Origin of the sequence: Pectobacterium colocasium, assembly GCF_020181655.1 — a bacterium.
Classification (GTDB): domain Bacteria; phylum Pseudomonadota; class Gammaproteobacteria; order Enterobacterales; family Enterobacteriaceae; genus Pectobacterium; species Pectobacterium colocasium.
On the sequence record NZ_CP084032.1, the window covers coordinates 118,033 to 140,754 of the forward strand.

At 53.0% G+C, this 22,722-nt stretch carries 22 protein-coding genes; 10 read left to right on the plus strand and 12 right to left on the minus strand.

Annotated features, from left to right (window positions below):
* The first annotated feature begins 66 nt into the window (after window positions 1-66).
* The 5 genes from livH (at window position 67) to LCF41_RS00525 (ending at window position 5,057) form a co-directional block, all read left to right on the plus strand.
* Window positions 67-993: a high-affinity branched-chain amino acid ABC transporter permease LivH gene (gene livH, locus LCF41_RS00505; protein ID WP_012772848.1), complete on the plus strand. Its 927-nt coding sequence runs from the start codon at window positions 67-69 to the stop codon at window positions 991-993.
* A complete protein-coding gene (locus tag LCF41_RS00510; RefSeq protein WP_225086450.1) occupies window positions 990-2,264 on the plus strand; it encodes a high-affinity branched-chain amino acid ABC transporter permease LivM in 1,275 nt (424 codons plus the stop codon). Before livH ends, LCF41_RS00510 begins: the two co-directional genes overlap by 4 nt.
* Window positions 2,261-3,031, plus strand: a complete 771-nt coding sequence (gene livG, locus LCF41_RS00515; protein ID WP_225086451.1) for a high-affinity branched-chain amino acid ABC transporter ATP-binding protein LivG — start codon at window positions 2,261-2,263, stop codon at window positions 3,029-3,031. The genes LCF41_RS00510 and livG overlap by 4 nt, the downstream gene beginning before the upstream one ends.
* Window positions 3,032-3,036: 5 nt before the next feature.
* Window positions 3,037-3,738 (plus strand): high-affinity branched-chain amino acid ABC transporter ATP-binding protein LivF, encoded by a 702-nt coding sequence (gene livF / locus LCF41_RS00520; RefSeq protein WP_012772851.1) that lies wholly within the window; start codon window positions 3,037-3,039, stop codon window positions 3,736-3,738.
* A 128-nt stretch (window positions 3,739-3,866) separates the two neighbouring features.
* The gene (locus LCF41_RS00525; protein ID WP_225086452.1) at window positions 3,867-5,057 is read left to right on the plus strand and encodes an aminotransferase-like domain-containing protein; all 1,191 of its coding nucleotides are present in this window, start codon (window positions 3,867-3,869) and stop codon (window positions 5,055-5,057) included.
* Between the two features lie 87 nt (window positions 5,058-5,144).
* Here the strand turns inward: LCF41_RS00525 and LCF41_RS00530 are convergent, their stop codons facing one another.
* From LCF41_RS00530 to ltnD, 8 genes are all read right to left on the minus strand, one after another.
* On the minus strand, window positions 5,145-6,791 hold the full coding sequence (locus LCF41_RS00530) for a methyl-accepting chemotaxis protein (RefSeq protein WP_225086453.1): 1,647 nt from the start codon (window positions 6,789-6,791) through the stop codon (window positions 5,145-5,147).
* A gap of 573 nt (window positions 6,792-7,364) precedes the next feature.
* Window positions 7,365-9,035 carry a methyl-accepting chemotaxis protein gene (locus LCF41_RS00535; protein ID WP_225086454.1) on the minus strand — a complete coding sequence of 557 codons (1,671 nt, stop codon included), beginning with the start codon at window positions 9,033-9,035 and terminating at the stop codon, window positions 7,365-7,367.
* A 274-nt stretch (window positions 9,036-9,309) separates the two neighbouring features.
* Entirely contained in the window at window positions 9,310-10,989 is a 1,680-nt protein-coding gene (locus LCF41_RS00540) for a methyl-accepting chemotaxis protein (RefSeq protein ID WP_225086455.1), read from the minus strand.
* Window positions 10,990-11,285: 296 nt separating this feature from the next.
* Window positions 11,286-12,644: a GntP family transporter gene (locus LCF41_RS00545; protein ID WP_225086456.1), complete on the minus strand. Its 1,359-nt coding sequence runs from the start codon at window positions 12,642-12,644 to the stop codon at window positions 11,286-11,288.
* A gap of 183 nt (window positions 12,645-12,827) precedes the next feature.
* Window positions 12,828-13,616: a 2-oxo-tetronate isomerase gene (gene otnI, locus LCF41_RS00550; protein WP_039521266.1), complete on the minus strand. Its 789-nt coding sequence runs from the start codon at window positions 13,614-13,616 to the stop codon at window positions 12,828-12,830.
* Window positions 13,617-13,649: 33 nt separating this feature from the next.
* Entirely contained in the window at window positions 13,650-14,306 is a 657-nt protein-coding gene (otnC, locus tag LCF41_RS00555) for a 3-oxo-tetronate 4-phosphate decarboxylase (RefSeq protein ID WP_225086457.1), read from the minus strand.
* Complete coding sequence (gene otnK / locus LCF41_RS00560) at window positions 14,303-15,568, minus strand: 3-oxo-tetronate kinase (protein WP_225086458.1); 1,266 nt, start codon at window positions 15,566-15,568, stop codon at window positions 14,303-14,305. Before otnK ends, otnC begins: the two co-directional genes overlap by 4 nt.
* Window positions 15,565-16,479 carry an L-threonate dehydrogenase gene (gene ltnD, locus LCF41_RS00565; protein WP_225086459.1) on the minus strand — a complete coding sequence of 305 codons (915 nt, stop codon included), beginning with the start codon at window positions 16,477-16,479 and terminating at the stop codon, window positions 15,565-15,567. The genes otnK and ltnD overlap by 4 nt, the downstream gene beginning before the upstream one ends.
* 371 nt (window positions 16,480-16,850) lie before the next feature.
* Between ltnD and ygbI the strand changes: the two genes are divergently transcribed.
* On the plus strand, window positions 16,851-17,612 hold the full coding sequence (gene ygbI, locus LCF41_RS00570; RefSeq protein ID WP_225086460.1) for a DNA-binding transcriptional repressor YgbI: 762 nt from the start codon (window positions 16,851-16,853) through the stop codon (window positions 17,610-17,612).
* Between the two features lie 3 nt (window positions 17,613-17,615).
* Here the strand turns inward: ygbI and LCF41_RS00575 are convergent, their stop codons facing one another.
* Window positions 17,616-17,966, minus strand: a complete 351-nt coding sequence (locus LCF41_RS00575) for a helix-turn-helix domain-containing protein (RefSeq protein WP_225086461.1) — start codon at window positions 17,964-17,966, stop codon at window positions 17,616-17,618.
* The gene (locus LCF41_RS00580; RefSeq protein ID WP_225086462.1) at window positions 17,917-18,342 is read right to left on the minus strand and encodes a type II toxin-antitoxin system RelE/ParE family toxin; all 426 of its coding nucleotides are present in this window, start codon (window positions 18,340-18,342) and stop codon (window positions 17,917-17,919) included. The genes LCF41_RS00575 and LCF41_RS00580 overlap by 50 nt, the downstream gene beginning before the upstream one ends.
* 209 nt (window positions 18,343-18,551) lie before the next feature.
* On the opposite strand from LCF41_RS00580, the gene LCF41_RS00585 reads away from it, so the two are divergent.
* Entirely contained in the window at window positions 18,552-18,761 is a 210-nt protein-coding gene (locus LCF41_RS00585) for a type II toxin-antitoxin system TacA family antitoxin (protein ID WP_250160543.1), read from the plus strand.
* A gap of 75 nt (window positions 18,762-18,836) precedes the next feature.
* Here LCF41_RS00585 and LCF41_RS00590 read toward each other — a convergent pair whose 3' ends face one another.
* Window positions 18,837-19,130, minus strand: coding sequence for a type II toxin-antitoxin system RelE/ParE family toxin (locus LCF41_RS00590; RefSeq protein WP_225086463.1), 294 nt, complete (start codon window positions 19,128-19,130; stop codon window positions 18,837-18,839).
* Entirely contained in the window at window positions 19,123-19,365 is a 243-nt protein-coding gene (locus tag LCF41_RS00595; RefSeq protein WP_012772867.1) for a type II toxin-antitoxin system ParD family antitoxin, read from the minus strand. Before LCF41_RS00595 ends, LCF41_RS00590 begins: the two co-directional genes overlap by 8 nt.
* Window positions 19,366-19,560: 195 nt before the next feature.
* Between LCF41_RS00595 and ugpB the strand changes: the two genes are divergently transcribed.
* From ugpB to ugpE, 3 genes are all read left to right on the plus strand, one after another.
* Entirely contained in the window at window positions 19,561-20,895 is a 1,335-nt protein-coding gene (gene ugpB, locus LCF41_RS00600; RefSeq protein ID WP_225086464.1) for a sn-glycerol-3-phosphate ABC transporter substrate-binding protein UgpB, read from the plus strand.
* Between the two features lie 73 nt (window positions 20,896-20,968).
* On the plus strand, window positions 20,969-21,856 hold the full coding sequence (gene ugpA / locus LCF41_RS00605) for a sn-glycerol-3-phosphate ABC transporter permease UgpA (RefSeq protein WP_225086465.1): 888 nt from the start codon (window positions 20,969-20,971) through the stop codon (window positions 21,854-21,856).
* Window positions 21,853-22,698, plus strand: a complete 846-nt coding sequence (gene ugpE, locus LCF41_RS00610; protein WP_225086466.1) for a sn-glycerol-3-phosphate ABC transporter permease UgpE — start codon at window positions 21,853-21,855, stop codon at window positions 22,696-22,698. Before ugpA ends, ugpE begins: the two co-directional genes overlap by 4 nt.
* Window positions 22,699-22,722 lie beyond the last annotated feature (24 nt).

Sequence of the window (22,722 nt, forward strand, 5' to 3'; positions counted from 1 at the left end):
CTACTAATCCCTCAATACCGAGCCCCCGTTGCCGCAAGGCGCGGGGGCAGCATTTAAGGTTAAGGTATGTCCGAGCAGTTCCTTTACTTTTTTCAGCAGATGTTCAACGGCCTGACGTTGGGCAGCACCTATGCGCTGATCGCCATTGGCTACACCATGGTTTACGGCATTATCGGCATGATTAACTTCGCACACGGCGAAGTGTACATGATCGGTAGCTATGTCTCCTTTATTGTGATTGCGGCCCTGATGATGATGGGCATTGATGCTGGCTGGCTGCTGATTGGCGCCGCTTTCATTGCCGCCGTGGTCATTTCCAGCGCTTACGGCTGGAGTATCGAACGGGTGGCCTACCGGCCGGTTCGAACGTCAAAGCGCCTGATCGCGCTGATTTCCGCCATCGGGATGTCCATCTTCCTGCAAAACTACGTCAGCCTGAATCAGGGCTCACGTGATGTGGCGCTGCCGAGTCTGGTGACCGGCCAGTGGGTGTTGGGCGAAAGCAATGGCTTTGCCGCAACCATTAGCTCCATGCAGCTGATCATCTGGATTGTTACGTTCCTCGCCATGTTGGCGCTGACGTTGTTCATTCGCTATTCCCGTATGGGACGCGCCTGCCGCGCTTGCGCGGAAGACCTAAAAATGGCGAGCCTGCTGGGTATCAGCACCGATCGCGTCATTTCCCTGACCTTCGTCATCGGCGCGCTCATGGCTGCCGTTGCTGGCGTGCTGTTGGGGCAGTTTTACGGCGTCATCAATCCCTATATTGGCTTTATGGCTGGGATGAAAGCCTTTACCGCTGCGGTACTGGGTGGAATCGGCAGTATTCCTGGCGCGATGATTGGTGGGCTGATTCTGGGCGTAGCCGAAGCGCTGACGTCCGCGTACTTGAGCACGGAATACAAAGATGCGGTGTCATTTGCGCTGCTGATTGTGGTGCTGCTGGTGATGCCGACCGGCATTCTGGGTCGCCCGGAGGTTGAGAAAGTATGAAACAGCTCAACCTATTTAACGCGCTGGTTTCCGCGTTCATGTTGCTGGTGCTGGCCTCGTTCTTAATGGGCATGCAGTTGGCGCTGGATGGCACCAAACTGGTGGTGCGCGGTGCCGATGAAGTGCGCTGGTACTGGATTGGCGCAGGCTGCATCGTGGTGTTCTTCTTCCAACTGATTCGCCCGTTCTTCCAGCAAAGCATCAAGAAATTTTCTGCGCCGTCGCTGGTGCTGCCGAGCTTTGATGGCAGTACGCCGCGGCAGAAAGTATTGGCTGCGGCCTTGATTATTGCGGCGATCGCCTGGCCGTTTCTGGTGTCGCGCGGTACGGTGGATATCGCCACCCTCACGCTGATTTACGTGATGCTGGGTCTGGGTTTGAACGTGGTGGTTGGCCTGTCCGGCCTGCTGGTATTGGGCTACGGCGGGTTTTACGCCATTGGCGCGTATACCTATGCGTTGCTGAACCACTATTACGGATTGGGCTTCTGGGAAAGTCTGCCGCTGGCGGGTATGGCGGCGGCGCTGTCTGGCTTCCTGCTCGGTTTCCCGGTGTTGCGTTTGCGCGGCGACTATCTGGCGATTGTGACGCTTGGGTTCGGCGAGATTGTCCGTATCCTGTTGCTGAATAATACCGAAATTACCGGTGGCCCGAACGGCATCAGCCAGATCCCTAAACCGACGTTCTTTGGTCTGGAATTCAGCCGCAGCGCGCGCGATGGCGGTTGGGATACGTTCCACAATTTCTTCGGTCTGCAATACGATCCGAGCGACCGTATTATCTTCCTGTATCTGGTCGCGCTGCTGTTGGTTGTGTTGACCCTGTTTGTGATTAACCGCCTGCTGCGGATGCCGTTGGGGCGTGCGTGGGAAGCGCTGCGTGACGATGAGATCGCCTGTCGTTCTCTGGGTCTGAGCCCAACGCGCATCAAGCTGACCGCTTTCACCATCAGCGCCGCGTTCGCAGGGTTTGCCGGTACGCTGTTTGCCGCACGTCAGGGCTTCGTCAGCCCGGAATCGTTCACGTTCGCTGAATCTGCTTTTGTGCTGGCCATCGTCGTGTTGGGCGGAATGGGCTCGCAGTTTGCGGTCATTCTTGCGGCAATCTTGCTGGTCGTATCCCGCGAGCTGATGCGCGATCTGAATGAATACAGCATGCTGCTGCTGGGTGCGTTGATGGTTCTGATGATGATTTGGCGTCCGCAAGGCCTGCTGCCGATGAAGCGTCCTGAGATGAAGTTGAAAGTCGCGAAGAAGGAAGAGCAAGCATGAGCACGCAGCCACTATTATCAGTCAGAGGTCTGATGATGCGTTTTGGCGGCCTGCTGGCGGTCAACAACGTTGAAATGGATATTCATGCTGGCGAAATTGTCTCGCTGATCGGCCCGAACGGGGCGGGGAAAACCACGGTCTTTAACTGCCTGACCGGTTTTTATCGCCCGAGCGGCGGCACCATCATGCTGCGCGATCGTCATCTGGAAGGGCTACCGGGACAGGCGATTGCCCGTATGGGCGTGGTACGTACGTTCCAGCACGTTCGCCTGTTCCGTGAAATGACGGTGGTGGAGAACCTGCTGGTGGCGCAGCATCAGCACCTGAAAAGCGGCGTGTTTGCCGGGCTGTTGAAAACGCCGGGCTTTCGTCGTGCGGAAGCCGATGCGCAGGCGCGCGCCGCGGTGTGGCTGGAGCGCATCGGTCTGCTGGATTTAGCGAACCGTCAGGCGGGGAATCTGGCTTATGGCCAGCAGCGCCGTCTGGAAATTGCCCGCTGTATGGTGACGCGGCCTGAATTGCTGATGCTGGACGAGCCTGCGGCCGGTCTGAACCCGAAAGAAACTGACGAGTTAAATCAGCTGATTGCGGAACTGCGCGATAGCCATCAGGTATCGGTGCTGTTGATTGAACACGATATGAAGCTGGTCATGGGGATTTCCGACCGGATTTATGTTGTCAATCAGGGCACGCCGCTGGCACAGGGTACTCCAGCTGAAATTCGTAACAACCCGGATGTCATTCGTGCCTATCTGGGTGAAGGATAACGTTTATGCTGTCATTACATCAGGTTTCCGCCCATTACGGAAAAATTCAGGCGCTGCACCAGGTTAGCCTGCATATTAATCAGGGCGAGATTGTTACGCTGATCGGCGCGAACGGCGCCGGTAAAACCACGTTGCTGGGCACGCTGTGCGGCGATCCGCGCGCGACGGAAGGCACCATCACGTTTGACGGTAAGGACATCACGAACTGGCAGACCGCGCAGATTATGCGTGAAGCGATCGCGATTGTACCGGAAGGCCGCCGCGTCTTTTCCCGCATGACGGTAGAAGAAAATCTGGCGATGGGAGGGTTCTTTGCCGATCGCGAGCAGTATCAGGAACGCATTGCGCGCGTCTACGATCTGTTCCCGCGCCTGTATGAGCGCCGCGCTCAGCGTTCCGGCACCATGTCTGGTGGTGAGCAGCAGATGCTGGCGATTGGCCGTGCGCTGATGAGTCAGCCGCGTCTACTGCTGCTGGACGAGCCGTCGCTGGGGCTGGCACCGATTATCATCCTGCAAATTTTCGATACCATCCAGCAACTGCGTGAAGAGGGTATGACCATCTTCCTGGTGGAGCAGAATGCCAATCAGGCGCTGAAACTGGCTGACCGAGGTTATGTGCTTGAAAACGGCCATGTCGTGTTGGAAGATACCGGTGCGGCATTGTTAGCTAATGAAGCGGTACGTTCGGCCTATCTGGGCGGATAATTTTTAGAGCAGATCTACCCTAAATCATTCAGGTTGCGGAAAGCCAACGGGCATGCAGCCTGAAGAGTGACAGGGGAATCGCTACCGGGCCGGTTTACCGGCCTGTTTCGTAGAAGGGTTAAGAAGAAATGGCCATTGAAGGGTTGTTAGCGCACCGCATCGCTCAGTTAAAAAGTTCCGCCATCCGTGAACTGCTGAAACACAGCAAGATGGAAAACATTATTTCGCTGGCTGGCGGGATTCCGTCAGATGCCTTGTTTGATTTTGAAGGGTTAAACCAGGCTACACAGTTAGCAATTACCGAACAGCCGAAAACGGCATTCCAGTATGGCTTAACCGAAGGCAGCAGCGTGCTGCGCGATCGCATTGCCGAACTGTGCGCTGTGCGCGGTGTAAAAACGCGCGGCGACGATATTGTGGTGACGGCAGGTTCGCAGCAGGCGCTGGACCTGATTATGCGCTCGATGGTCGATCCGGGTGATGTGTTCGTCGTTGAACGCCCGACTTATCTGGCAGCGCTGCAAACGCTGGAGCTGGCGCAGGCGCAGGTGATGTCTGTGTCATCTGATGCTAACGGCATGGTCGTCGACGAGCTGGAAGAACTGCTGACGAAACAGCGCATTAAAGGCGTTTATATCGTTCCGAACTTCGGTAACCCGAGCGGCGTGACGCTGAGCTATGAACGTCGTCTGCAATTGATTCAACTGGCAGAACGCTACGGTTTTGTCATTATTGAAGACGATCCCTATGGCGAGTTGCGCTTCACCGAAGAGCGTAACCCTACGCTGTTCCAACTGGCGCAGGAGAAGCTGGGTAGCACGGAATACGTGCTGTATACCTCGACGTTCTCGAAAGTGCTGGCACCGGGGCTGCGTCTTGGCTGGGCGATTCTGCCGGACTGGCTGTTGCACAAAGTGGCGATTATCAAACAGGCCGCCGACCTGCACGCCAGCGCGCTGTCGCAGACCGTCGCGGAATGCTATTTGGGGCTAGGTCGTCTGGATTCGCAGATCGAAAAAATTCGTCACGCTTATAAGCACAAAGGCGAGCTGCTGGCGCAACTGGTCGAGAAGGAACTGGGGGATGTGATCACCTTCAACCAGCCGAAAGGCGGGATGTTCCTGTGGGCGAAATTCCGTCAGGACGATTTCAACACGACGGAATGGCTGAAGAAGACGCTGGAGCAGGGCGTTGTCTTCGTACCGGGCGAGTTCTTCTTCCCAGATAGTCTTGATTACTCAACGCTGCGTCTGTCCTTCGCGACGGCAACGGATGAGCAAATGCATGAAGCAGTAGCACGCCTGCGTCGCGCGCTGTAAGCGCCAATAACTGCCTGCCTGTTAATGTGAAAACCGCTGATATTTCAGCGGTTTTTCTTTATGAGGCCGTATTACCAGACTGAGAAGTTAAAAGGTTTCCCAGTTTTGCTTCGTTGAATTGCCCGCTAACGCCAATTGTGGCTTTTGCTGTGTAGCGACAGGGGTGTTGACTTGCTGTGGCTGGATACCGTCGATTTTGAACACACCCATTAATTCAACCAAATTTCTGGCCTGCTGGCTTAAACTCTCTGCGGCAGATGCTGACTCTTCAACCAGCGCCGCATTTTGCTGAGTGACCTGATCGAGCTGATTGACCGCATCATTCACCTGAGAAACGCCCTGCTCCTGCTCGTGGGTGGTCAAGCCTATCTCATTGATAAGATCAGCAACACGCTGAGACTGCTCCACAATTTCTCCTATAGTTATCCCAGCTTCGTTGACGAGCAGCCCACCGGCTTGCACTTTCTCTACGCTGATGCCAATCAGATCTTTGATCTCGCGTGCCGCCGAGGCAGAACGCTGAGCGAGCGAGCGCACTTCTCCGGCAACCACGGCGAACCCACGCCCCTGCTCTCCTGCGCGGGCTGCTTCGACGGCGGCGTTGAGTGCCAGAATGTTGGTCTGGAAGGCAATGCCGTCAATCACACCAATAATATCGCCAATTTTACGCGAACTCGTCGTGATCTCTTCCATTGTCCGCACAACATTACTAACGACATCACCGCCTTTGCGCGCAGAGGTGCTGGCGGCGTTAGCGAGTTGAGTCGCTGTTCTTACGGTGTCAGCATTCTGCTTCACGGTGATGTTCATTTCTTCCATAGAGGCAGCAGTTTCCTGTAGGTTCGCGGCCTGTTCTTCCGTGCGCTGGCTTAGGTCGGTATTGCCGATGGCAATCTGGCTGGCGCCGGTGGCGATAGACTCGCTGCTTTGATGGACTTGCCCGACAATGTTGCTCAGGCTTTGGCGCATTTCTTCCATTGCAGCCAGGATGCTAGTGGTGTCTCCGGTACGTCGTTCAATGGAAATGGCAAGATTCCCCTGCGCGACCTGACGGGTAATCTCCAGCGTATAAGCCGGTTCACCGCCCAACTGACGTTTGATTTTCCGGGTGATCCACCAGGCTATCACGCCCCCAAGCAAGGAAGAACAGAGTGCTAAAATTAGCATCAAGGAACCCGCATTTATCGCTTCTTGCTCGGACTTTTCGGCCATGGTGACTGTGAGTTGCTTCTGTCTCTCAATCATTTTGTCCAGTATATCGAATATGCTGGTTTGTGTGGTACGCACTTCTGTCAGCAGTAAATTACGAAAGGCGTCGTCTTGGTTGGACATGACCAGTTCGACGGATTTTTTCACGCTATTCGTATACGCAGGCTGCGCTTGTTCAAGCATAGCGAGATACGTTTTCGCCTCGTTATCCACGGTACTCTTACCTAATTGTATGAGTAAGTCACTATTATGTGCGAAGGCTTTCTGAATGCGATCATTCTCGGCTTTCATTTGTTGTGGATCGCTGAGAAACGCAATATTTCTCATAGAGCGGGCGATAATGTTAACGCTATCTTTCATTTCCTGCATTAACAAAAGATTGGTTATTCGCACTTGCGATAAAACCTGAATATTTCCTCCAAGTCGGTCTAACTGAATACGACCTAGTGTGGCGACTAAAAAACCAATGATGATAATGAGTGTAAAGCCTGTACCTAACATTTTTCCCAAACTTACATTTTTCATTATGTGCTCTTTTATTGAGGTTATACACGACAGGTGTAGTTATTTTTTGTTAAGGGAGATAATGCTACAAATGCGATTGGTCAACTAACGCTACCTTTGATCATCCCACGCTCTCTTGACATTTGTCTGATACAAAAAGCCCAACGGTGTTGATAACCCCCGTAACGGTATTGGTAAAGGGGGGCCACTTTCATGTGCGTAGGAATTCCAATTGTGGGTGTGTACAAGTTAAGGGAATGACAAATGGAGTGTATACACTATTGTAGTATGTTGATGGAAGGATAATGTAATAAAACTGCCATTTTTTATGAATTAATAAAACTTTAATATTATTTAATTATAGTTTTTAGGGTAAGTTATAAATATTAATATATGACTTTGAGCTCAATCTGGTTGATGTTTTTTATTATCTTTCATTGGGTTGCGTTTTTTACTCCTGATTCTGATTTTTATTAATTTATGTGTTCATTAATCTTATTATTTACTCCATTGATCTGAAAGTAAAAAGCCGCTGAAAACTCAGCGGCTTTATTTGGTTTGCTACAAGGCGAGATTTTACAAACGACGCATTCGTTAAAAGGTTTCCCAGTTTTGCTTATCGCTTCCCGCGTTACTTTTGGGATTGGCAAGTGAGAGTTTTGCACTGTCAGGTCTTTTCAGCTGCGGAGCAAGGCGTTGCGCCGATCCTCCTTCAACGATGAAGACTTTCATCAACTCGACCAGATGGGCGGCCTGTTCGCTCAGGCTATCGGCGGCGGACGCAGACTGCTCAACGAGCGCGGCGTTCTGCTGGGTCACCTGATCGAGTTGGTTCACTGCCTCATGAATCTGCGACACGCCGGATTCCTGTTCCTGCGTGGTAATACCAATTTCGTTAATCAGATCGGCAACGTGGCGCGCCTGACGAACCAGCTCTTCGATTGTCGTTCCTGCATCGCTGACCAGCGCGGAGCCTGTCTCCACCTTCTCGACGCTGTGGCCGATCAGCTCTTTAATCTCTTTGGCTGCGGTGGCGGAGCGCTGCGCCAGTGAGCGAACTTCACCGGCTACGACGGCAAAGCCACGGCCTTGCTCACCAGCCCGGGCGGCTTCTACCGCCGCGTTGAGCGCCAGAATGTTGGTTTGGAAAGCGATGCCGTCAATCACGCTGATGATGTCGTTAATCTTGTGCGAGCTGTCGGTAATTTCTTTCATGGTGACCACGATATTGCCGACGGCTTCACCACCTTTAGCCGCAGTGTTACTGGCGGCCTGTGCCAGTTGTGCGGCATTACGCACCGTATCGGTATTTTGACGCACCGTTTGGCTCATTTCTTCCGTAGAGGCGGCGGTTTGTTGCAGATTGGCCGCCTGTTCTTCCGTACGTTGGCTAAGGTCCGCGCTGCCAGCCGCAATCTGTTTGGCTCCGGTGGCGATAGATTCACTGCTCTCACGCACCTGTTCAACAATGCTGCTTAAGCTTTTGCGCATGTGATTCATCGCGAACAGCAAACTGGTATTATCACCTGACGCCAGAGCGACCGGTATTGCCAGATTACCTTGTGCGATTTCCTGTGTGACCTGTGTGGCATAAGCCGGTTCACCACCCAGTTGCTTCTTGATATGGCGGGTAATCAGCCAGGCGATGCCTGCGCCGAAGAATGAGGCGATGAGTGCCAGAATCAACAATGAATTACCATCGTAGTAGGACTCTTCAATCGCGTTGGTTGCCGTTTGTGTGGTGTAGTCTCTCTGCAACTGAATCATGGTGTTCAGATTGTTAAAAAGCTTGGTTTGGATAGGTTCAAGCTGGGTTTTAACTAACTCGATAGCTTCAGCCTGTCTATTGCTGAGTGACAGTGCGACGGCCTGGCGGCCTACTCTGGCAAATTCAGTGCGATTTTGCTGAAGTTCACCCAAAATATTGCGGACCTCGGTTGCCCGTAAATTGGCTTCCAACTGAGCGACGAGCGTCGTGTTTTTGGCACTCGTGGTTTCAATCAGCTTTTGATTGTCTTCCAGAACCTTTTGTTCGGTAGCGATGAGCATACGCAACGTGGTTTTGATCGTGACGTTAAGGTTATCTTTCAGTTCTTGTAGCACGATGAGGTTGGCAAGGTGGTGTTTAGCCAGTCTGTCCGTAGTATTACCGAGGCCAACCAGATGCATTCTGCCGAAGATGGCCACTAACAGGCCAATAATAATCACAAAGGCAAAGCCTGAACCGACCTGAGTACCCAGTTTCATTTTTTTTGTACGCTGCATGTTATCCTCATGACTTATTTACAGTATTTATTGTTATTAAGCAGATTTTCCTTTGCACGTGGGAAGCAATGCTCTCCTAAGGCTTCGCGTCCTTTTGATGAATAAGCACTTCACCCTAGAATATCGGCATGAGCAGAGAAAACATTGATTTTAATTGTCGCCGATGTTGCCTGCTGATGAGGACAAACCAGAAAATGTAGAGGATGGCGGGTACGGGTGGTGCAATGGTGAGAAAGTGAAGAGGGGGATGCGCGATCCATCCCCCTGTGTAGCATCAGAACTGTTCCCAGTTTTGATTATCGCTTCCCGTGCTGCTTCTGGGATGGGCAAGGGAGAGCGTTGCGCTGTCAGGTCTTTTCAACTGCGGGGCAGAGCGCTGTGACGTTCCACCTTCCACAACGAAGACTTTCATCAGCTCGACCAGACGGGCTGCCTGATCGCTCAGGCTATCGGCGGCGGACGCGGATTGCTCAACGAGCGCGGCGTTCTGCTGCGTAACCTGATCGAGTTGGTTCACGGCATCATGAATCTGTGACACGCCGGATTCCTGTTCCTGCGTGGTGACGCCAATTTCGTTAATCAGATCGGCAACGTGGCGCGCCTGACGAACCAGCTCTTCAATTGTCGTTCCTGCATCGCTAACCAACGCGGATCCCGTCTCCACTTTCTCGACGCTGTGGCCGATCAGCTCTTTAATCTCTTTGGCTGCGGTGGCGGAGCGCTGCGCCAGCGAGCGCACTTCACCTGCCACGACGGCAAAGCCACGGCCTTGTTCACCGGCCCGGGCGGCTTCTACCGCCGCGTTGAGCGCCAGAATGTTGGTCTGGAAAGCGATGCCGTCAATGACGCTGATGATGTCGCCAATTTTATGCGAGCTGTCGGTAATTTCTTTCATGGTAACCACGATATTGCCGACGGCTTCACCGCCTTTAGCCGCGGTATTGCTGGCGGCCTGCGCCAACTGAGCGGCATTACGCACGGTGTCTGAGTTCTGGCGTACGGTTTGGCTCATCTCTTCCATTGAGGCGGCGGTTTGTTGCAGGTTGGCCGCCTGCTCTTCCGTACGCTGGCTGAGATCGGTACTGCCTGCGGCGATCTGGCTGGCGCCGGTGGCGATAGATTCACTGCTCTCACGTACCTGTTCAACAATGCCGCTCAGGCTTTTACGCATCGCATTCATGGCGGCAAGCATGCTGTGGTTATCGCCGGGACGTAGACTGATCGCGACGGCCAGATTTCCTTGCGCAATGGCCTGTGCGATCTGAGCGGCATAAACCACTTCTCCACCCAATAGCCCTTTAATCGTGCGGGTAATCAGCACGGAAACCAGAATGCCGACCAGCACCGCAATCGCGGCGAAGATAATCAGCATGTTACCGTCGCCACGTGCTTCCTGCATGGCGCTCGTCGTCATGTCCTGCGTCCGCTTTTTCTGGAATTGCGCCATGCTATCCAGTGCGGCGAAAACCGGTGCCTGCGTCACCTGCATCTCATTGACCATGATCTGCACGGCACGCGCTCTTTCTTCTGCGTTTTCGGACAGGCCGAGTTCAACCGCTTTATTCACGGCATCCCGATAAGCCGGACGAGCCTGCGTCAGGCTCTCCAGCGAGTCGCGGGTTTCTGGTTCGGACAGGTGCGCATACAGTTTGGTCAGCGTGTCAGTATTGCGGGCAATTTGCTGATCGATCAGGCGCTTTTCTTCCTGAATACGGTTCCTGTCATCGGTCAGGCCAATGTTACGCACGGAACGTGCTACGGCATCAAAGCCGCTCTTGGCATCTTGTATCAGGATGAGGCTGGCCAGGTTTTTTTCGGATAGCGATTCAATATCTTCCCCCAGATCGACCAAATGGAAGCGCCCCAGAACGGCGACCATCAGGCCGATGATGATGACAGAGGCGAAACCGGAACCCAACATGGTGCCGAGCTTCATTTTTGCGAGAAAATTCATAATGTTCCTTTATTATCGATGATGCAGGTTCTGCTTTGTGGATTGGATCTCTTCTGCGACAGGTCAGGAATAGGGTGTACTTCTGATGACGTCATGGTTTGGTATGCAGACTTGCTGAGCGGTGGCAAAGGAACGCACGGTTCTTTACCCCAGGCACAGTATAAAGACAGGGTGTGGATAGGCAGATGTGGAATATAGAAGTAAAACGGGCGCATTTTCCGGCATAAGGAGAAAAACCGCTGAATATCAGCGGTTTTTCCTTTAGTGAAACGTCGTAAGGGGGAAAGGTTAGGGATTTACATCACCAGCCACAACGCCCAGGTGAAGAGGAATCCAGCCAGCCCGAGAATGGTCGTCAGTACCGTCCAGGTACGCAAGCCATCGGCGACGGACAGCCCCAGATACTTGGTGACGATCCAGAAACCGGAGTCATTAACGTGGGACAGTCCCAATCCGCCAAAGCAGGCAGAAAGCGTTACCAGTACCAGTTGCATCTGGTTCAAGCCGCTGACGGCTTCACTCAGCAGGCCGCAGGTGGTAAGAATGGCGACGGTGGCGGAGCCTTGCGAGGCGCGTAGCGCCAGCGACAGAATAAAGGCGGCAGGCACCAGCGGCAGGTGAATGCTGGTCAGCGTATCCGCCAGCGCTTTACCGATGCCTGATTCCACCAGCACTTTACCGAATACGCCACCCGCACCGGTCACCATAATGACCATCGCCGCGGCAGGCATGGCATCGCCCATTACACCGCTGGCTTTCTCCAGCGACCAGCCACGACGCAGGGCAATCAGCCAGAACGCTAAGGCCAGAGCAATTAGCAGCGCGACAGCGGGAGAGCCGACCAGCGACATCACGTTACGTACCGGGTGTCCGGCAGGCAGAATGGTCGCAGACACGGTGCCGAGCATAATGATGGCGATGGGAATCGCAATCAGCGCAGCGATCAGCCCAGCCGAGGGAGCCGATACAGGCGCGGTATCTGGCGTCGCATCTTCCGGTTTTGCCAGCTGTAACTGCTCTAATACTTCAACGGAAAGCGCATACTTACGGCGATTCATGGCCTTGGCAGCCCAATAGCTGATGATGCCGACAGGAATCGACACCAGCAGGCCAATGATGGTCAGCCAGCCGATATCCGCGTTTAACAGGCCAGCGGCGGCGACCGGACCGGGATGCGGCGGCAGCGCGACGTGCACTGTCAGCATCACGCCCGCGACGGGCAAACCGAATTTAATCGGAGAGACCTTCGCGACTTTCGCAAAGCCGTAAATAATCGGGGCGAGGATAATAAAGCCGACATCGAAAAAGACCGGAATACCCAGAATAAAAGCGGCGATGGTTAATGCCGCCACCATTAATCCCGGCCCCATTAATTGGGCAAAGCGGTGCGCCAGAGATTCTGCGCCACCAGAGACTTCGATCATTCTGCCCAGCATGGCACCGAGGCCGATAATAATCGCCACCGAACCGAGAATACCGCCCATGCCGGAAGTAATCACTTTCATGACTTCGCCAGTAGGAATACCCGTTGCCAATGCGACGAGTAAGCTGACAACCAGCAGGGCGACAAAGGGCTGAATCTTAAATTTAATGACCATCAGCAACAGGAGTAATACCCCGGCGATAGCGATGCAGAGTAAGAGCGAGGTGGCCATATTCTTATCCTCATTGACCCCGTCTTTTCAATTCAGAGGCTGAAAGAGATGGGATAGTCGTTTGTTATTTGTATAAGGGTGCCTCGATTCCCGTAATGAATACGGGAATCTGACCTATTATTTTTATTTATTCGTGTGTAACGAATATGTCTCTGGTGTTGGTTTGTTTCTTGGATAAGTGAATTAGTGTTTTTTCTCCAGCCAAGGTTTAGCCCATCCCAATCCGTCTTCGGTTTTACCGCGCGGGTTATATTCACAGCCAACCCAGCCGGAATAATTCACGCGATCTAATTCGGCAAAGATGAATGGATAATTAATTTCCCCTTCATCGGGTTCATGTCGTGCAGGGACAGACGCAATTTGAATATGTCCGATGCGGCCAGATAAATCGTGAATAATTTGCGTCAGGTTGCCATCGACAATCTGCGCGTGGAAGAAATCCAGCTGGATATACACATTAGGTCGGTCGATCAAATTGGCTAATTCCAGCGCCTGATACTGACTGGCGAACAGATAATTCGGTTTCACCTTCGCACTCAGCGCTTCAATCATGATATTGATGCCGTGTGGTGCAAATTTATCGGCGGCGTAGCGTAGGTTATCGATGAAGGTTTGCTGATAGGCCGCGCGGTCTTCACCGGGCGGGACGACGCCGCCCATCACCAGCACCGAAGGGCAGTTCAGCGCCAGCGCATATTCCAGCGCGTTGTCGATATCACGGCGAGCATCCTCAATGCGGTCGGGCAGGGCTGAGACGCCCCATTCGCCTGCGGCAATATTGCCGGGTGCGGTATTGAACAACACCTGCTTTAAGCCATTTTCCCGCAGTTTTTCCGCCAGCAGCGGTGCCGGATACTCATAAGGAAACAGGTACTCGACCGAGGTGAAACCCGCATCGGCAGCGGCTTTAAACCGATCGAGAAACGGCACGTCAGTAAACAGCATAGAAAGATTGGCAGCAAACTTAGGCATGGTTAACTCCATCGCTCAGTAAAAAGTGGCTCATCAAGAGAGCTCGGTAATTTCGTCAGCGGTGAGGTAGCGAATTTTTCGGTCACCGAGAATAAAAATCAGCTTGGCAGTTTCTTCCAGCTCTTCCATGTTGTCCGCCGCCGCACGCAGATCTTTACCGGTGACGACGGGGCCGTGGTTAGCCAATAAGAACGCCTTGTAACGCGAAGCCAGCTTCGCGAGATCCTCGCCTAGCCGCGCATCGCCAGGGCGGTAATAAGGGACGACGGGCACTTTACCGACGCGCATCACCACATAGGGCGTGAACGGCTTGATGGCATCCTGCGTATCCAGCCCTTCCAGACAGGAGAGCGCGGTCAGATAGGTGCTGTGCAGGTGTACGATCGCCTTGCACTCGGGATCGTTACGGTAAATCGACAGGTGAAAACTGACCTCTTTCGATGGTTTATCCCCGGAGATCCACTCGCCGCTCATGCTGACTTTGGATAGCCGCTCGGCATCCAGTTCACCGAGGCAAGAGCCGGTCGGTGTTGCCAGCAGCGTACCGTCATCCAGTAGCAGCGAGAGGTTTCCGGCTGAACCGGTGGCGTAACCGCGCTGGAAAAAGGACGCGCCCAGCTTAACCATCTCCGCGCGTGCGCGCTGCTCGTTGTTCAGTGCGGTTTCGGTGTTGTGGTGTTTTTCACTCATACGGCAAACTCCTTTTGGGCGCGGGCAAAAAAGTCTTCATCACCAAAATTACCGGATTTCAGCGCCAGCGAGAGTGGGTGAGTGGTAGAACGCACCCACGGTACGCCGGGAGAAATGGACGGCCCGATATGGAACGCGTGAATACCCAGCGTCTGTACCACGATGCTGGAGGTTTCACCGCCCGCAATAATGAAGCGCTGAAAGCCTTCCTGCTGGAGCTGGCGAGCGACGGCAGCAAACAGTTTCTCCACCGCCTGACTGCTGGCTTCTGCGCCCCAGCGCTGCTGAATCTGTGCCAGTTCGTCAGGTGATGACGTGGCATACAGCAGTGGCGCAAGCGCGTCGCCACGGTGGGGTTTCACCCAATCAACCAATTCCTGCACGTAAGATTCATCGCCTTGCAGGCTGCGAGCAACGTCAATGGCGCGACCCGCCGCCTGTTTCAGGTACTGGGCGACCTGCTTATTGGTCATGACCGAACAGGAGCCGGACAGCACAACGCCTGCGCCGGACTGCGGCTTGCCCGCCTTGGTGGCGGAACCAGTTTGTGTCGCGGGTTCTGCCCACTGACGTGCCAGACCAATCGCCAGGCCGGAACCGCCAGTAACCAGCTTCATGTCGCGTAGCGCTTCTCCCTGCGTTAACAGGTGCTGTTCATTCAACGTATCCAGTACCACATAGCGCACACCTTGTTCTTTCAGCTGGGTTAGCCGCTGTTTAACGGCTTCCGCCCCTTGATCCATCACGGCATACGGCACCAGTCCGCAGCGCCCGGCTGCCTGCTGTTCCATGACGCGTATCAGGTTGCTGTCCGTCATCGGCGTAACCGGATGGTGACGCATCCCGGATTCGGACAGCAGTTGATCCATCACGAACAGGTGACCCTGATAGACGGTTCTGCCGTTCACCGGCAGCGCCGGAGAGATGATGGTCTGCGTTTCGCCGAGCTGTTCCAACAGTGCATCGGTCACCGGACCGATGTTGCCTTTCGCGGTGCTGTCGAAGGTGGAGCAATATTTAAAGTAGAACTGCTGACAGCCCTGTTGTTGCAGCCATGCCAGCGCCTTGAGGGAATCCGCTACCGCTTGCTCCGCCGGGCAGGAGCGTGATTTTAGGCTAATGACCACGGCCTGCGTGTCGACCTTAAAATCGGACGGCGGTACGCCGTTGAGTTGTACGGTCGGCAGCCCGTTGTTGACCAGAAAACTGGCGATATCCGTCGCACCGGTAAAATCGTCGGCAATCACACCTAGCTTGATCATGGTGCCTCCTTCTTTTCCGGCAGCGTAATGCCGTTAAAAATCTTAATGACCGCGCTGTCGTCTTCTTTACCGAATCCGGCGTTGCTGGCGGCGGTAAACATGTTGAATGCCGTGGAGGCCAGCGGCAGCGGGAAGTGCAGCGATTTAGCGGTGTCGGTAACCAGTCCCAGATCTTTCACGAAGATATCGACGGCGGATTTTGGCGTGTAGTCGCCGTCTACCACGTGGCGCATGCGGTTCTCAAACATCCAGGAGTTCCCAGCAGCGTTGGTCACCACGTCGTACATGATATCCAGCGGGATATCGGCGCGAGCGGCCAGCGCCATCGCTTCTGCGCCGGCGGCGATGTGTACGCCGGCCAACAGCTGATGGATAATTTTAACTGTCGCGCCCAGTCCAATGTCTTCACCGATGCGGTAGACCTTGCCTGCGACGGCGTCGAGTACCGGTTTCAGTTTCTCAAAGGCCAGGTCGGAGCCGGATGCCATTACCGTCATGTCGCCAGCGGCGGCTTTGGCCGCCCCCCCAGAGACCGGTGCATCCAGCATAATCAACTGATGTTCTGCCAGGCGCTGCTCAATATTCTTGGCATCCTGCGCGGAGATCGTGGATGACACCATGACCACCGTACCGGGCTTGAGCTTCGCTGCAACCTGTGGTTCACCGAACAGAATCCCGTTCACCTGCGCGGCGTTTACCACCAGCAGCACGACGGCATCCAGCTTGTCTGCAAAGGCATCAATACGCGTATCGGCCTGCGCTGCTCCTGCCTGACGTAATCTTTCCAGTGCCTGCGGGTTGATATCGACACCGTATGTCGTCAGGCCCGCGTTGATGCAGGACGCCGCAGCGCCAAATCCCATGGAACCCAGACCGATAACGGCGACAGCATAATCAGAAGTCTTTTTCATCGTGGTTGCCTTGTTAAAATTAGTGATTTTTTGTTCTCTGGTGTTAAATATAAGGACTATCAGAACAAATTATGGTGATTTTTATCACATAAATTAACATTGAGATCGTGATGATTCAGTGTAGCTGAACACTGCGTGGAAAAAGACATCCATAATTACCTTTATATATCATGTGATTATGGGGGGGTTGGGTGTCGTATGACGATGAGCGCAGTCATGTCTGGTGTAGTTTATAACGTGAATTTATGATAATTATCGTCATTAAATGGGCTGTTTCTCACAATATTTATCAGACTCGGTCTTTATCAAACACGGTCTTTATCAAACCAAATGTCTATCAAACCAGCATTATCAAATAGGGAACGGGCAGCGTGATTCCAGTAGAACGTCATCAACAGATTCTGGCGCTGATCGCCGAGCGTGGCGCGGTTAGCATTAACGAGCTGACCGAACGGCTGGGTGTGTCACACATGACGGTGCGGCGTGATGTGCAAAAGCTGGAGCAGGATGGCCTGCTGCTGAGCGTCTCTGGTGGCGTGCGCTCGCCTGAACGGTTGGCGATCGAGCCGTCGCATCAGGACAAATCCGTGATGTTCAGCCAGCAGAAAGCGGCGATGGGGAAACTGGCGGCGCAGCACATTCCGCTGAATAGCTGCATTTATCTGGATGCGGGCACGACCACGCTATCGCTGGCGCGCGAGCTGGCTGAACGCGACGATCTCGTGATTGTCACTAACGATTTTGCGATTGCCGCTTTTCTGATTGAGTCCAGCCAGTGCCGCATGATCCACACGGGCGGCACGCTGTGCCGGGAAAACCGCTCCTGCGTTGGAGAAGCCGTCGCGCAGGCGCTGCGCAACCTGTTTATTGATATCGCCTTTATCTCCGCCTCTTCGTGGAGCCTGCGCGGGCTGTCCACGCCGAATGAAGACAAAGTGGTCGTGAAACGCGCGGCGGTAGAAGCCAGCAGCAAGTGCGTACTGCTGTGTGACACCTCAAAATACGGCCGCATCGCCACCCACCTCGCCACGCCGCTCAGCGTATTCGATAGCATCATCACCGACGACGGCCTGCCCGCCGCCGCCAAAGAAGCCTTGAGCAAAATGGGTGTTGAGGTGCTGGTGGCGGGGTGAGGGCTATTTCTGTTTGTTGATATCTAACTGGCAAAAAATATCCAGACCTTTCTCGCTGATTATATTGAGAAGACGTAGTGCAGCCCCAGAGGGTTTTTTCTCATTACGTTCCCATTTTGAGACGCTCTCAACGGACATATTGAGAGCGTAAGCTAAAGAAGATTGCGACATTTTATAACGGGAACGCATGTTCTGAATTTCTGCCCCGCTCATTGCGTGAGCTTGCTCGATGCGTTCACGGAATTCCCGTGCGGCAACCCGATTATTGATGCGTTCCATCGTAGTATCAGTGATACCCCCGTGTTCATGCAGGTTTTGCGCCATTTCCTGCAGCTCTTTCATCTTTGCAGCCATCGCATTCCACCTCTCGTAGTTCTTTCACTTTTACCAATTGAGCTATTTGTTGAACGGTGAGTTGAAGTAGGTCACCAGCAATGTCTTTATAAACAGCCAGCTCATCATCCTGAATTTCTTTAACGCCTTTCCTGACCTGATTTTTTTTCCATCCATCGGCAAAAAATAGATTAGAGCCTAGTTTGAAAAAGATGATAGTTCTGGCTCCTGCACTCTTTCCGGCATTCAATGCAATTCGTTTTTTAAGCACACCACCGCCAAGGTCAGCCTCAACACGGCCATTCATCACTTCATGAGCAATCTCACAAAGATAACTATCAGAAAGCATTTCGCTTTTTAGTTTTTTATCGAAGAGCTTCGTTGTGTATACCGCCACGGTTCATCCTTAAACATGACTAGTAACAATAACTATAGTCTAAATTACGGGTTTTCTACAATGTTCGTGGTGTTTCAGTGTGTAGCATTTTTGTACACGTCATGTAGGGGTGTAGAGAGATTCACTACACAGGCATGATGATGAAACCTGAAACTAAAGAAGCATGAATCACTATTCGGGCCAAAGCCTCCCAGCGGGATTGGATCGATATGGCTGCAAACCTTGTGTCAAAATCACGTACCGACTTTATGCTTGAAGCAGCTTGCCGCGAGGCGCAGGACATATTGTTGGATAAACGTTTGTTTATTTTGGACAACGAGCAGTTTGACGAATTTTTGGCCGAGTTGGATGCGCCTATTACCGCAGAGCGTCAGGCTCGCATTAACGATCTTATGTGTCGTCAATCGCCATGGGAATAACAGCACCAGAGCCATTACTGATAATTGTTCTTGGTGGCATGCTATTGATTGAATAGATCCTTATTTAGTCACTTTTTAAATATCAAAAAAGTGGCACATAGGTTCCATTTGCTGATGCAGGATTCGGATGATAAGAAGATCTTCTTCTCGTATGCGGTAGAAAATAGCGTGTTGCCTATGATCGAATCGGCGCACACCCTGGCTAATTTCAGGGTACTCTTGGCCTATATAAGGGGATTCTGCTAGCAGAATCAGCGTATTCTCTAGCGACTCTGTATAATTGTCAGCCTGACTGATGCCGTAGTTGATCAATGTGTACTCAAAGATGCTTGCGAAATCTTCTGCTGCAAGATTAGAGAGTTTATACATTCCGTTCGCGCTTCTTTTTTGCTGCAATTTCACGCAGCGTCAACGAACTTTCTCCACTTTGCTCCCCTGCATAAATCGCTTTTTTCAGAGCCTCTGTTTTGGATTCTTGTTGTTCAAGAAGACGAAGTGCTGACCTGATGACTTCACTGGTAGAACTATAGCGACCGCTATCTATTAATTTGGAGACAAAATCATCCAGTTGTTCGCCGATCGTAATACTTGTCGTTCTAGGCATAAAACCTCCTGTGTTATCTATTAACACAGATGGTAGCACAGAACAGCCTACTTAGTAGCCAATAAGAAGACCTTCTTCCTTTGTCACTTTCCCGTCATCTTCCAGTTATTTTTCTGTCATGCGCTCATGTCATGTTTACCTTCGCATAAAAAACGCCGTAATGATGGCGCATTTAATTGATTGCAGGAGACAGGCATGTTCAACAACACAATTCGTAAAACACATGCTATTCGCACCGCCGCGGCGTGTGTGGCATTCGCGCTGATGAGCGCCAGTGCGCAGGCCGTGACAGAAATTCCTTTCTGGCACTCCATGGAAGGCGAATTAGGGAAAGAAGTGAATTCTCTGGTTGACCGTTTTAACCAAGCACATAGCGATGTAAAAATTGTGCCGGTCTATAAAGGTAACTACGAGCAGAACCTCGCAGCTGGGATTGCGGCTTACCGCGCGGGGAATGCGCCAGCCATTTTGCAGGTCTACGAAGTGGGTACGGCTACCATGATGGCAAGTAAAGCCATCAAGCCTGTCTATGAAGTCTTCAAAGAGTCAGGCATTAATTTCGATGAGTCGGTGTTTGTGCCGACTGTCTCCGGTTATTACACCGATGCGAAGAGCGGTCACCTGCTGTCGCAGCCGTTTAACAGCTCCACGCCAGTGCTGTACTACAACAAAGATGCCTTCAAGAAGGCGGGTTTAGATCCTGAACAGCCACCGAAAACCTGGCAGCAAATGGCGGAGTACACCGCCAAACTGCGTGCCGCCGGGATGAAGTGCGGCTACGCCAGCGGTTGGCAGGGCTGGATTCAGATTGAAAACTTCAGCGCCTGGCACGGTCTGCCAGTTGCGAGCAAAAACAACGGCTTTGACGGCACCGATGCGGTACTGGAATTCAACAAGCCAACGCAGGTTAAGCACATCCAGCTGTTGCAGGACATGAACAAGAAGGGTGATTTCACCTATTTCGGGCGTAAGGATGAGCCGACCGAGAAATTCTATAACGGCGACTGCGCTATCACGACCGCTTCTTCCGGTTCGCTGGCGAACATCCGCGAACACGCCAAGTTTAACTATGGCGTCGGCATGATGCCGTATGACGCCGATGCGAAAGGCGCGCCGCAGAACGCCATTATCGGCGGAGCCAGCCTGTGGGTGATGGGCGGCAAAGATGCTGCGACCTACAAAGGCGTCGCTGAGTTTATGAAGTTCCTGGCCGAACCGGAAAATGCCGCTGAATGGCACCAGAAAACCGGTTATCTGCCCATCACGACTGCGGCATATGAGTTGACGCAGAAGCAGGGCTTCTACGAGAAAAACCCAGGTGCGGATATCGCCACGCGTCAGATGCTGAACAAGCCACCGTTGCCGTTCACCAAAGGTCTGCGTTTGGGCAACATGCCGCAAATTCGTACCGTTGTGGATGAAGAATTAGAAAGCGTATGGACAGGTAAGAAGACGCCGCAACAGGCGTTGGATAGCGCAGTAGAACGCGGTAACGCGCTGCTGCGTCGCTTTGAGCAGTCGACGAAGTAAGACGTTTTTTGCTGAGTAATACCGGGCCGAAGGGAATCGGCCTGTTTCTTTTCTGTTTGCAATGAGTTACCGCATGACATCATCCCGCCCCGTTTTTCGTAGCAGCTGGTTGCCCTATGTGTTGGTGTTGCCTCAACTGCTGATTACCGTGATTTTCTTTATCTGGCCAGCCGGTCAGGCGCTGTGGTATTCGGTGCAGAATCTCGATCCGTTTGGGTTATCCAGCGAATTTGTTGGCATGGAAAACTTCAGACAGCTGTTCAATAACCCTTACTACCTCGATTCGTTTTACACCACGCTGATATTCAGCTTTCTGGTAGCCGGGTTTGGCATGCTGATTTCACTCTTTCTGGCCGCGCTGGTGGACTATGTGATCCGTCCCAGCCGCCTGTACCAGACGTTGATCATTCTGCCCTATGCTGTGGCTCCCGCCGTTGCTGCCGTGCTGTGGATGTTCCTGTTTAACCCCGGTCTGGGGCTGATTACCCATTTTCTCGGGCTGATGGGTTATACGTGGAACCACGCACAGAACAGCGGTCAGGCGATGTTTCTGGTGGTACTGGCGTCGGTCTGGAAGCAGATTAGCTATAACTTCCTGTTCTTCCTTGCGGCGCTGCAATCTATTCCCCGTTCATTAGTCGAAGCGGGCGCGATTGATGGTGCAGGCCCCGTGCGGCGCTTCTTCAATCTGGTGCTGCCGATGATCTCGCCAGTGAGCTTCTTCCTGCTGGTGGTCAATCTGGTATACGCCTTTTTTGATACCTTCCCGATTATCGATGCCGCGACAGCCGGTGGGCCGGTGCAGTCGACGACTACGCTGATCTACAAAATTTATCGTGAGGGCTTTGCGGGGCTGGATCTGTCCAGTTCGGCAGCGCAGTCGGTGGTACTGATGATGCTGGTTATCGGGCTGACCATTATTCAGTTCCGTTTTGTTGAACGGAAGGTGAATTACCAATGATTGAGAATCGTCGCGGGTTAGATATTTTCAGCCACGTCATGCTGATCGTCGGCATTCTCGCCGTCTTGTTTCCTCTGTACGTGGGGTTTGTCGCTGCCACGCTGGATAATCAGGAAGTCTTTCAGGCACCGATGACGCTGATCCCCGGTACTCACCTGTGGGAAAACCTGCGTTATATCTGGCTGCATGGTGCAGGCAACAACACCACGCCGTTCGGACTGATGCTGCTTAACAGCTTTGTGATGGCACTGGCGATTACGGTGGGCAAAATCACCGTCTCGATCCTGTCCGCTTACGCCATCGTCTATTTTCGTTTCCCGCTTCGCAACCTGTTCTTCTGGATGATTTTCCTGACGCTGATGCTGCCGGTGGAAGTGCGTATTTTCCCGACGGTGGAAGTGATCGCGCGGCTGGACATGATGGACAGCTACACCGGTTTAACGCTGCCGCTGATGGCCTCGGCGACCGCGACCTTCCTGTTCCGCCAGTTCTTTATGACGCTGCCGGATGAGCTGATGGAAGCGGCGCGTATCGACGGTGCCAGCCCGATGCGTTTCTTCTTCGACATGGTGTTACCGCTGTCGAAGACCAATCTGGCGGCGCTGTTTGTGATCACGTTCATCTACGGCTGGAACCAGTACCTGTGGCCGCTGCTGATTGTCAGCGATGCCAATCTGGGTACTGCGGTCGCCGGGATTAAAAGCATGATTGCCTCCGGTGATGGGGCGACCCAGTGGAATCAGGTAATGGCTGCCATGCTGTTGACCATGCTGCCGCCGCTGCTGGTCGTGCTACTGATGCAGCGCTGGTTCGTTCGCGGTCTGGTCGACAGCGAAAAATAAATCAAGACGAATTTCGGAAACGCT

Coding starts and splice junctions, on each gene's coding strand:
- otnC (WP_225086457.1), bottom strand. CDS start 14,306: ATGAGTGAAAAACACCACAACACCGAAACCGCACTGAACAACGAGCAG.
- LCF41_RS00510 (WP_225086450.1), top strand. CDS start 990: ATGAAACAGCTCAACCTATTTAACGCGCTGGTTTCCGCGTTCATGTTG.
- ltnD (WP_225086459.1), bottom strand. CDS start 16,479: ATGAAAAAGACTTCTGATTATGCTGTCGCCGTTATCGGTCTGGGTTCC.
- LCF41_RS00590 (WP_225086463.1), bottom strand. CDS start 19,130: ATGTATAAACTCTCTAATCTTGCAGCAGAAGATTTCGCAAGCATCTTT.
- LCF41_RS00540 (WP_225086455.1), bottom strand. CDS start 10,989: ATGAATTTTCTCGCAAAAATGAAGCTCGGCACCATGTTGGGTTCCGGT.
- otnI (WP_039521266.1), bottom strand. CDS start 13,616: ATGCCTAAGTTTGCTGCCAATCTTTCTATGCTGTTTACTGACGTGCCG.
- ugpA (WP_225086465.1), top strand. CDS start 20,969: ATGACATCATCCCGCCCCGTTTTTCGTAGCAGCTGGTTGCCCTATGTG.
- LCF41_RS00575 (WP_225086461.1), bottom strand. CDS start 17,966: ATGGCTGCAAAGATGAAAGAGCTGCAGGAAATGGCGCAAAACCTGCAT.
- ugpE (WP_225086466.1), top strand. CDS start 21,853: ATGATTGAGAATCGTCGCGGGTTAGATATTTTCAGCCACGTCATGCTG.
- LCF41_RS00525 (WP_225086452.1), top strand. CDS start 3,867: ATGGCCATTGAAGGGTTGTTAGCGCACCGCATCGCTCAGTTAAAAAGT.
- otnK (WP_225086458.1), bottom strand. CDS start 15,568: ATGATCAAGCTAGGTGTGATTGCCGACGATTTTACCGGTGCGACGGAT.
- livF (WP_012772851.1), top strand. CDS start 3,037: ATGCTGTCATTACATCAGGTTTCCGCCCATTACGGAAAAATTCAGGCG.
- LCF41_RS00595 (WP_012772867.1), bottom strand. CDS start 19,365: ATGCCTAGAACGACAAGTATTACGATCGGCGAACAACTGGATGATTTT.
- LCF41_RS00530 (WP_225086453.1), bottom strand. CDS start 6,791: ATGAAAAATGTAAGTTTGGGAAAAATGTTAGGTACAGGCTTTACACTC.
- livH (WP_012772848.1), top strand. CDS start 67: ATGTCCGAGCAGTTCCTTTACTTTTTTCAGCAGATGTTCAACGGCCTG.
- livG (WP_225086451.1), top strand. CDS start 2,261: ATGAGCACGCAGCCACTATTATCAGTCAGAGGTCTGATGATGCGTTTT.
- LCF41_RS00585 (WP_250160543.1), top strand. CDS start 18,552: ATGGCTGCAAACCTTGTGTCAAAATCACGTACCGACTTTATGCTTGAA.
- LCF41_RS00545 (WP_225086456.1), bottom strand. CDS start 12,644: ATGGCCACCTCGCTCTTACTCTGCATCGCTATCGCCGGGGTATTACTC.
- ugpB (WP_225086464.1), top strand. CDS start 19,561: ATGTTCAACAACACAATTCGTAAAACACATGCTATTCGCACCGCCGCG.
- LCF41_RS00535 (WP_225086454.1), bottom strand. CDS start 9,035: ATGCAGCGTACAAAAAAAATGAAACTGGGTACTCAGGTCGGTTCAGGC.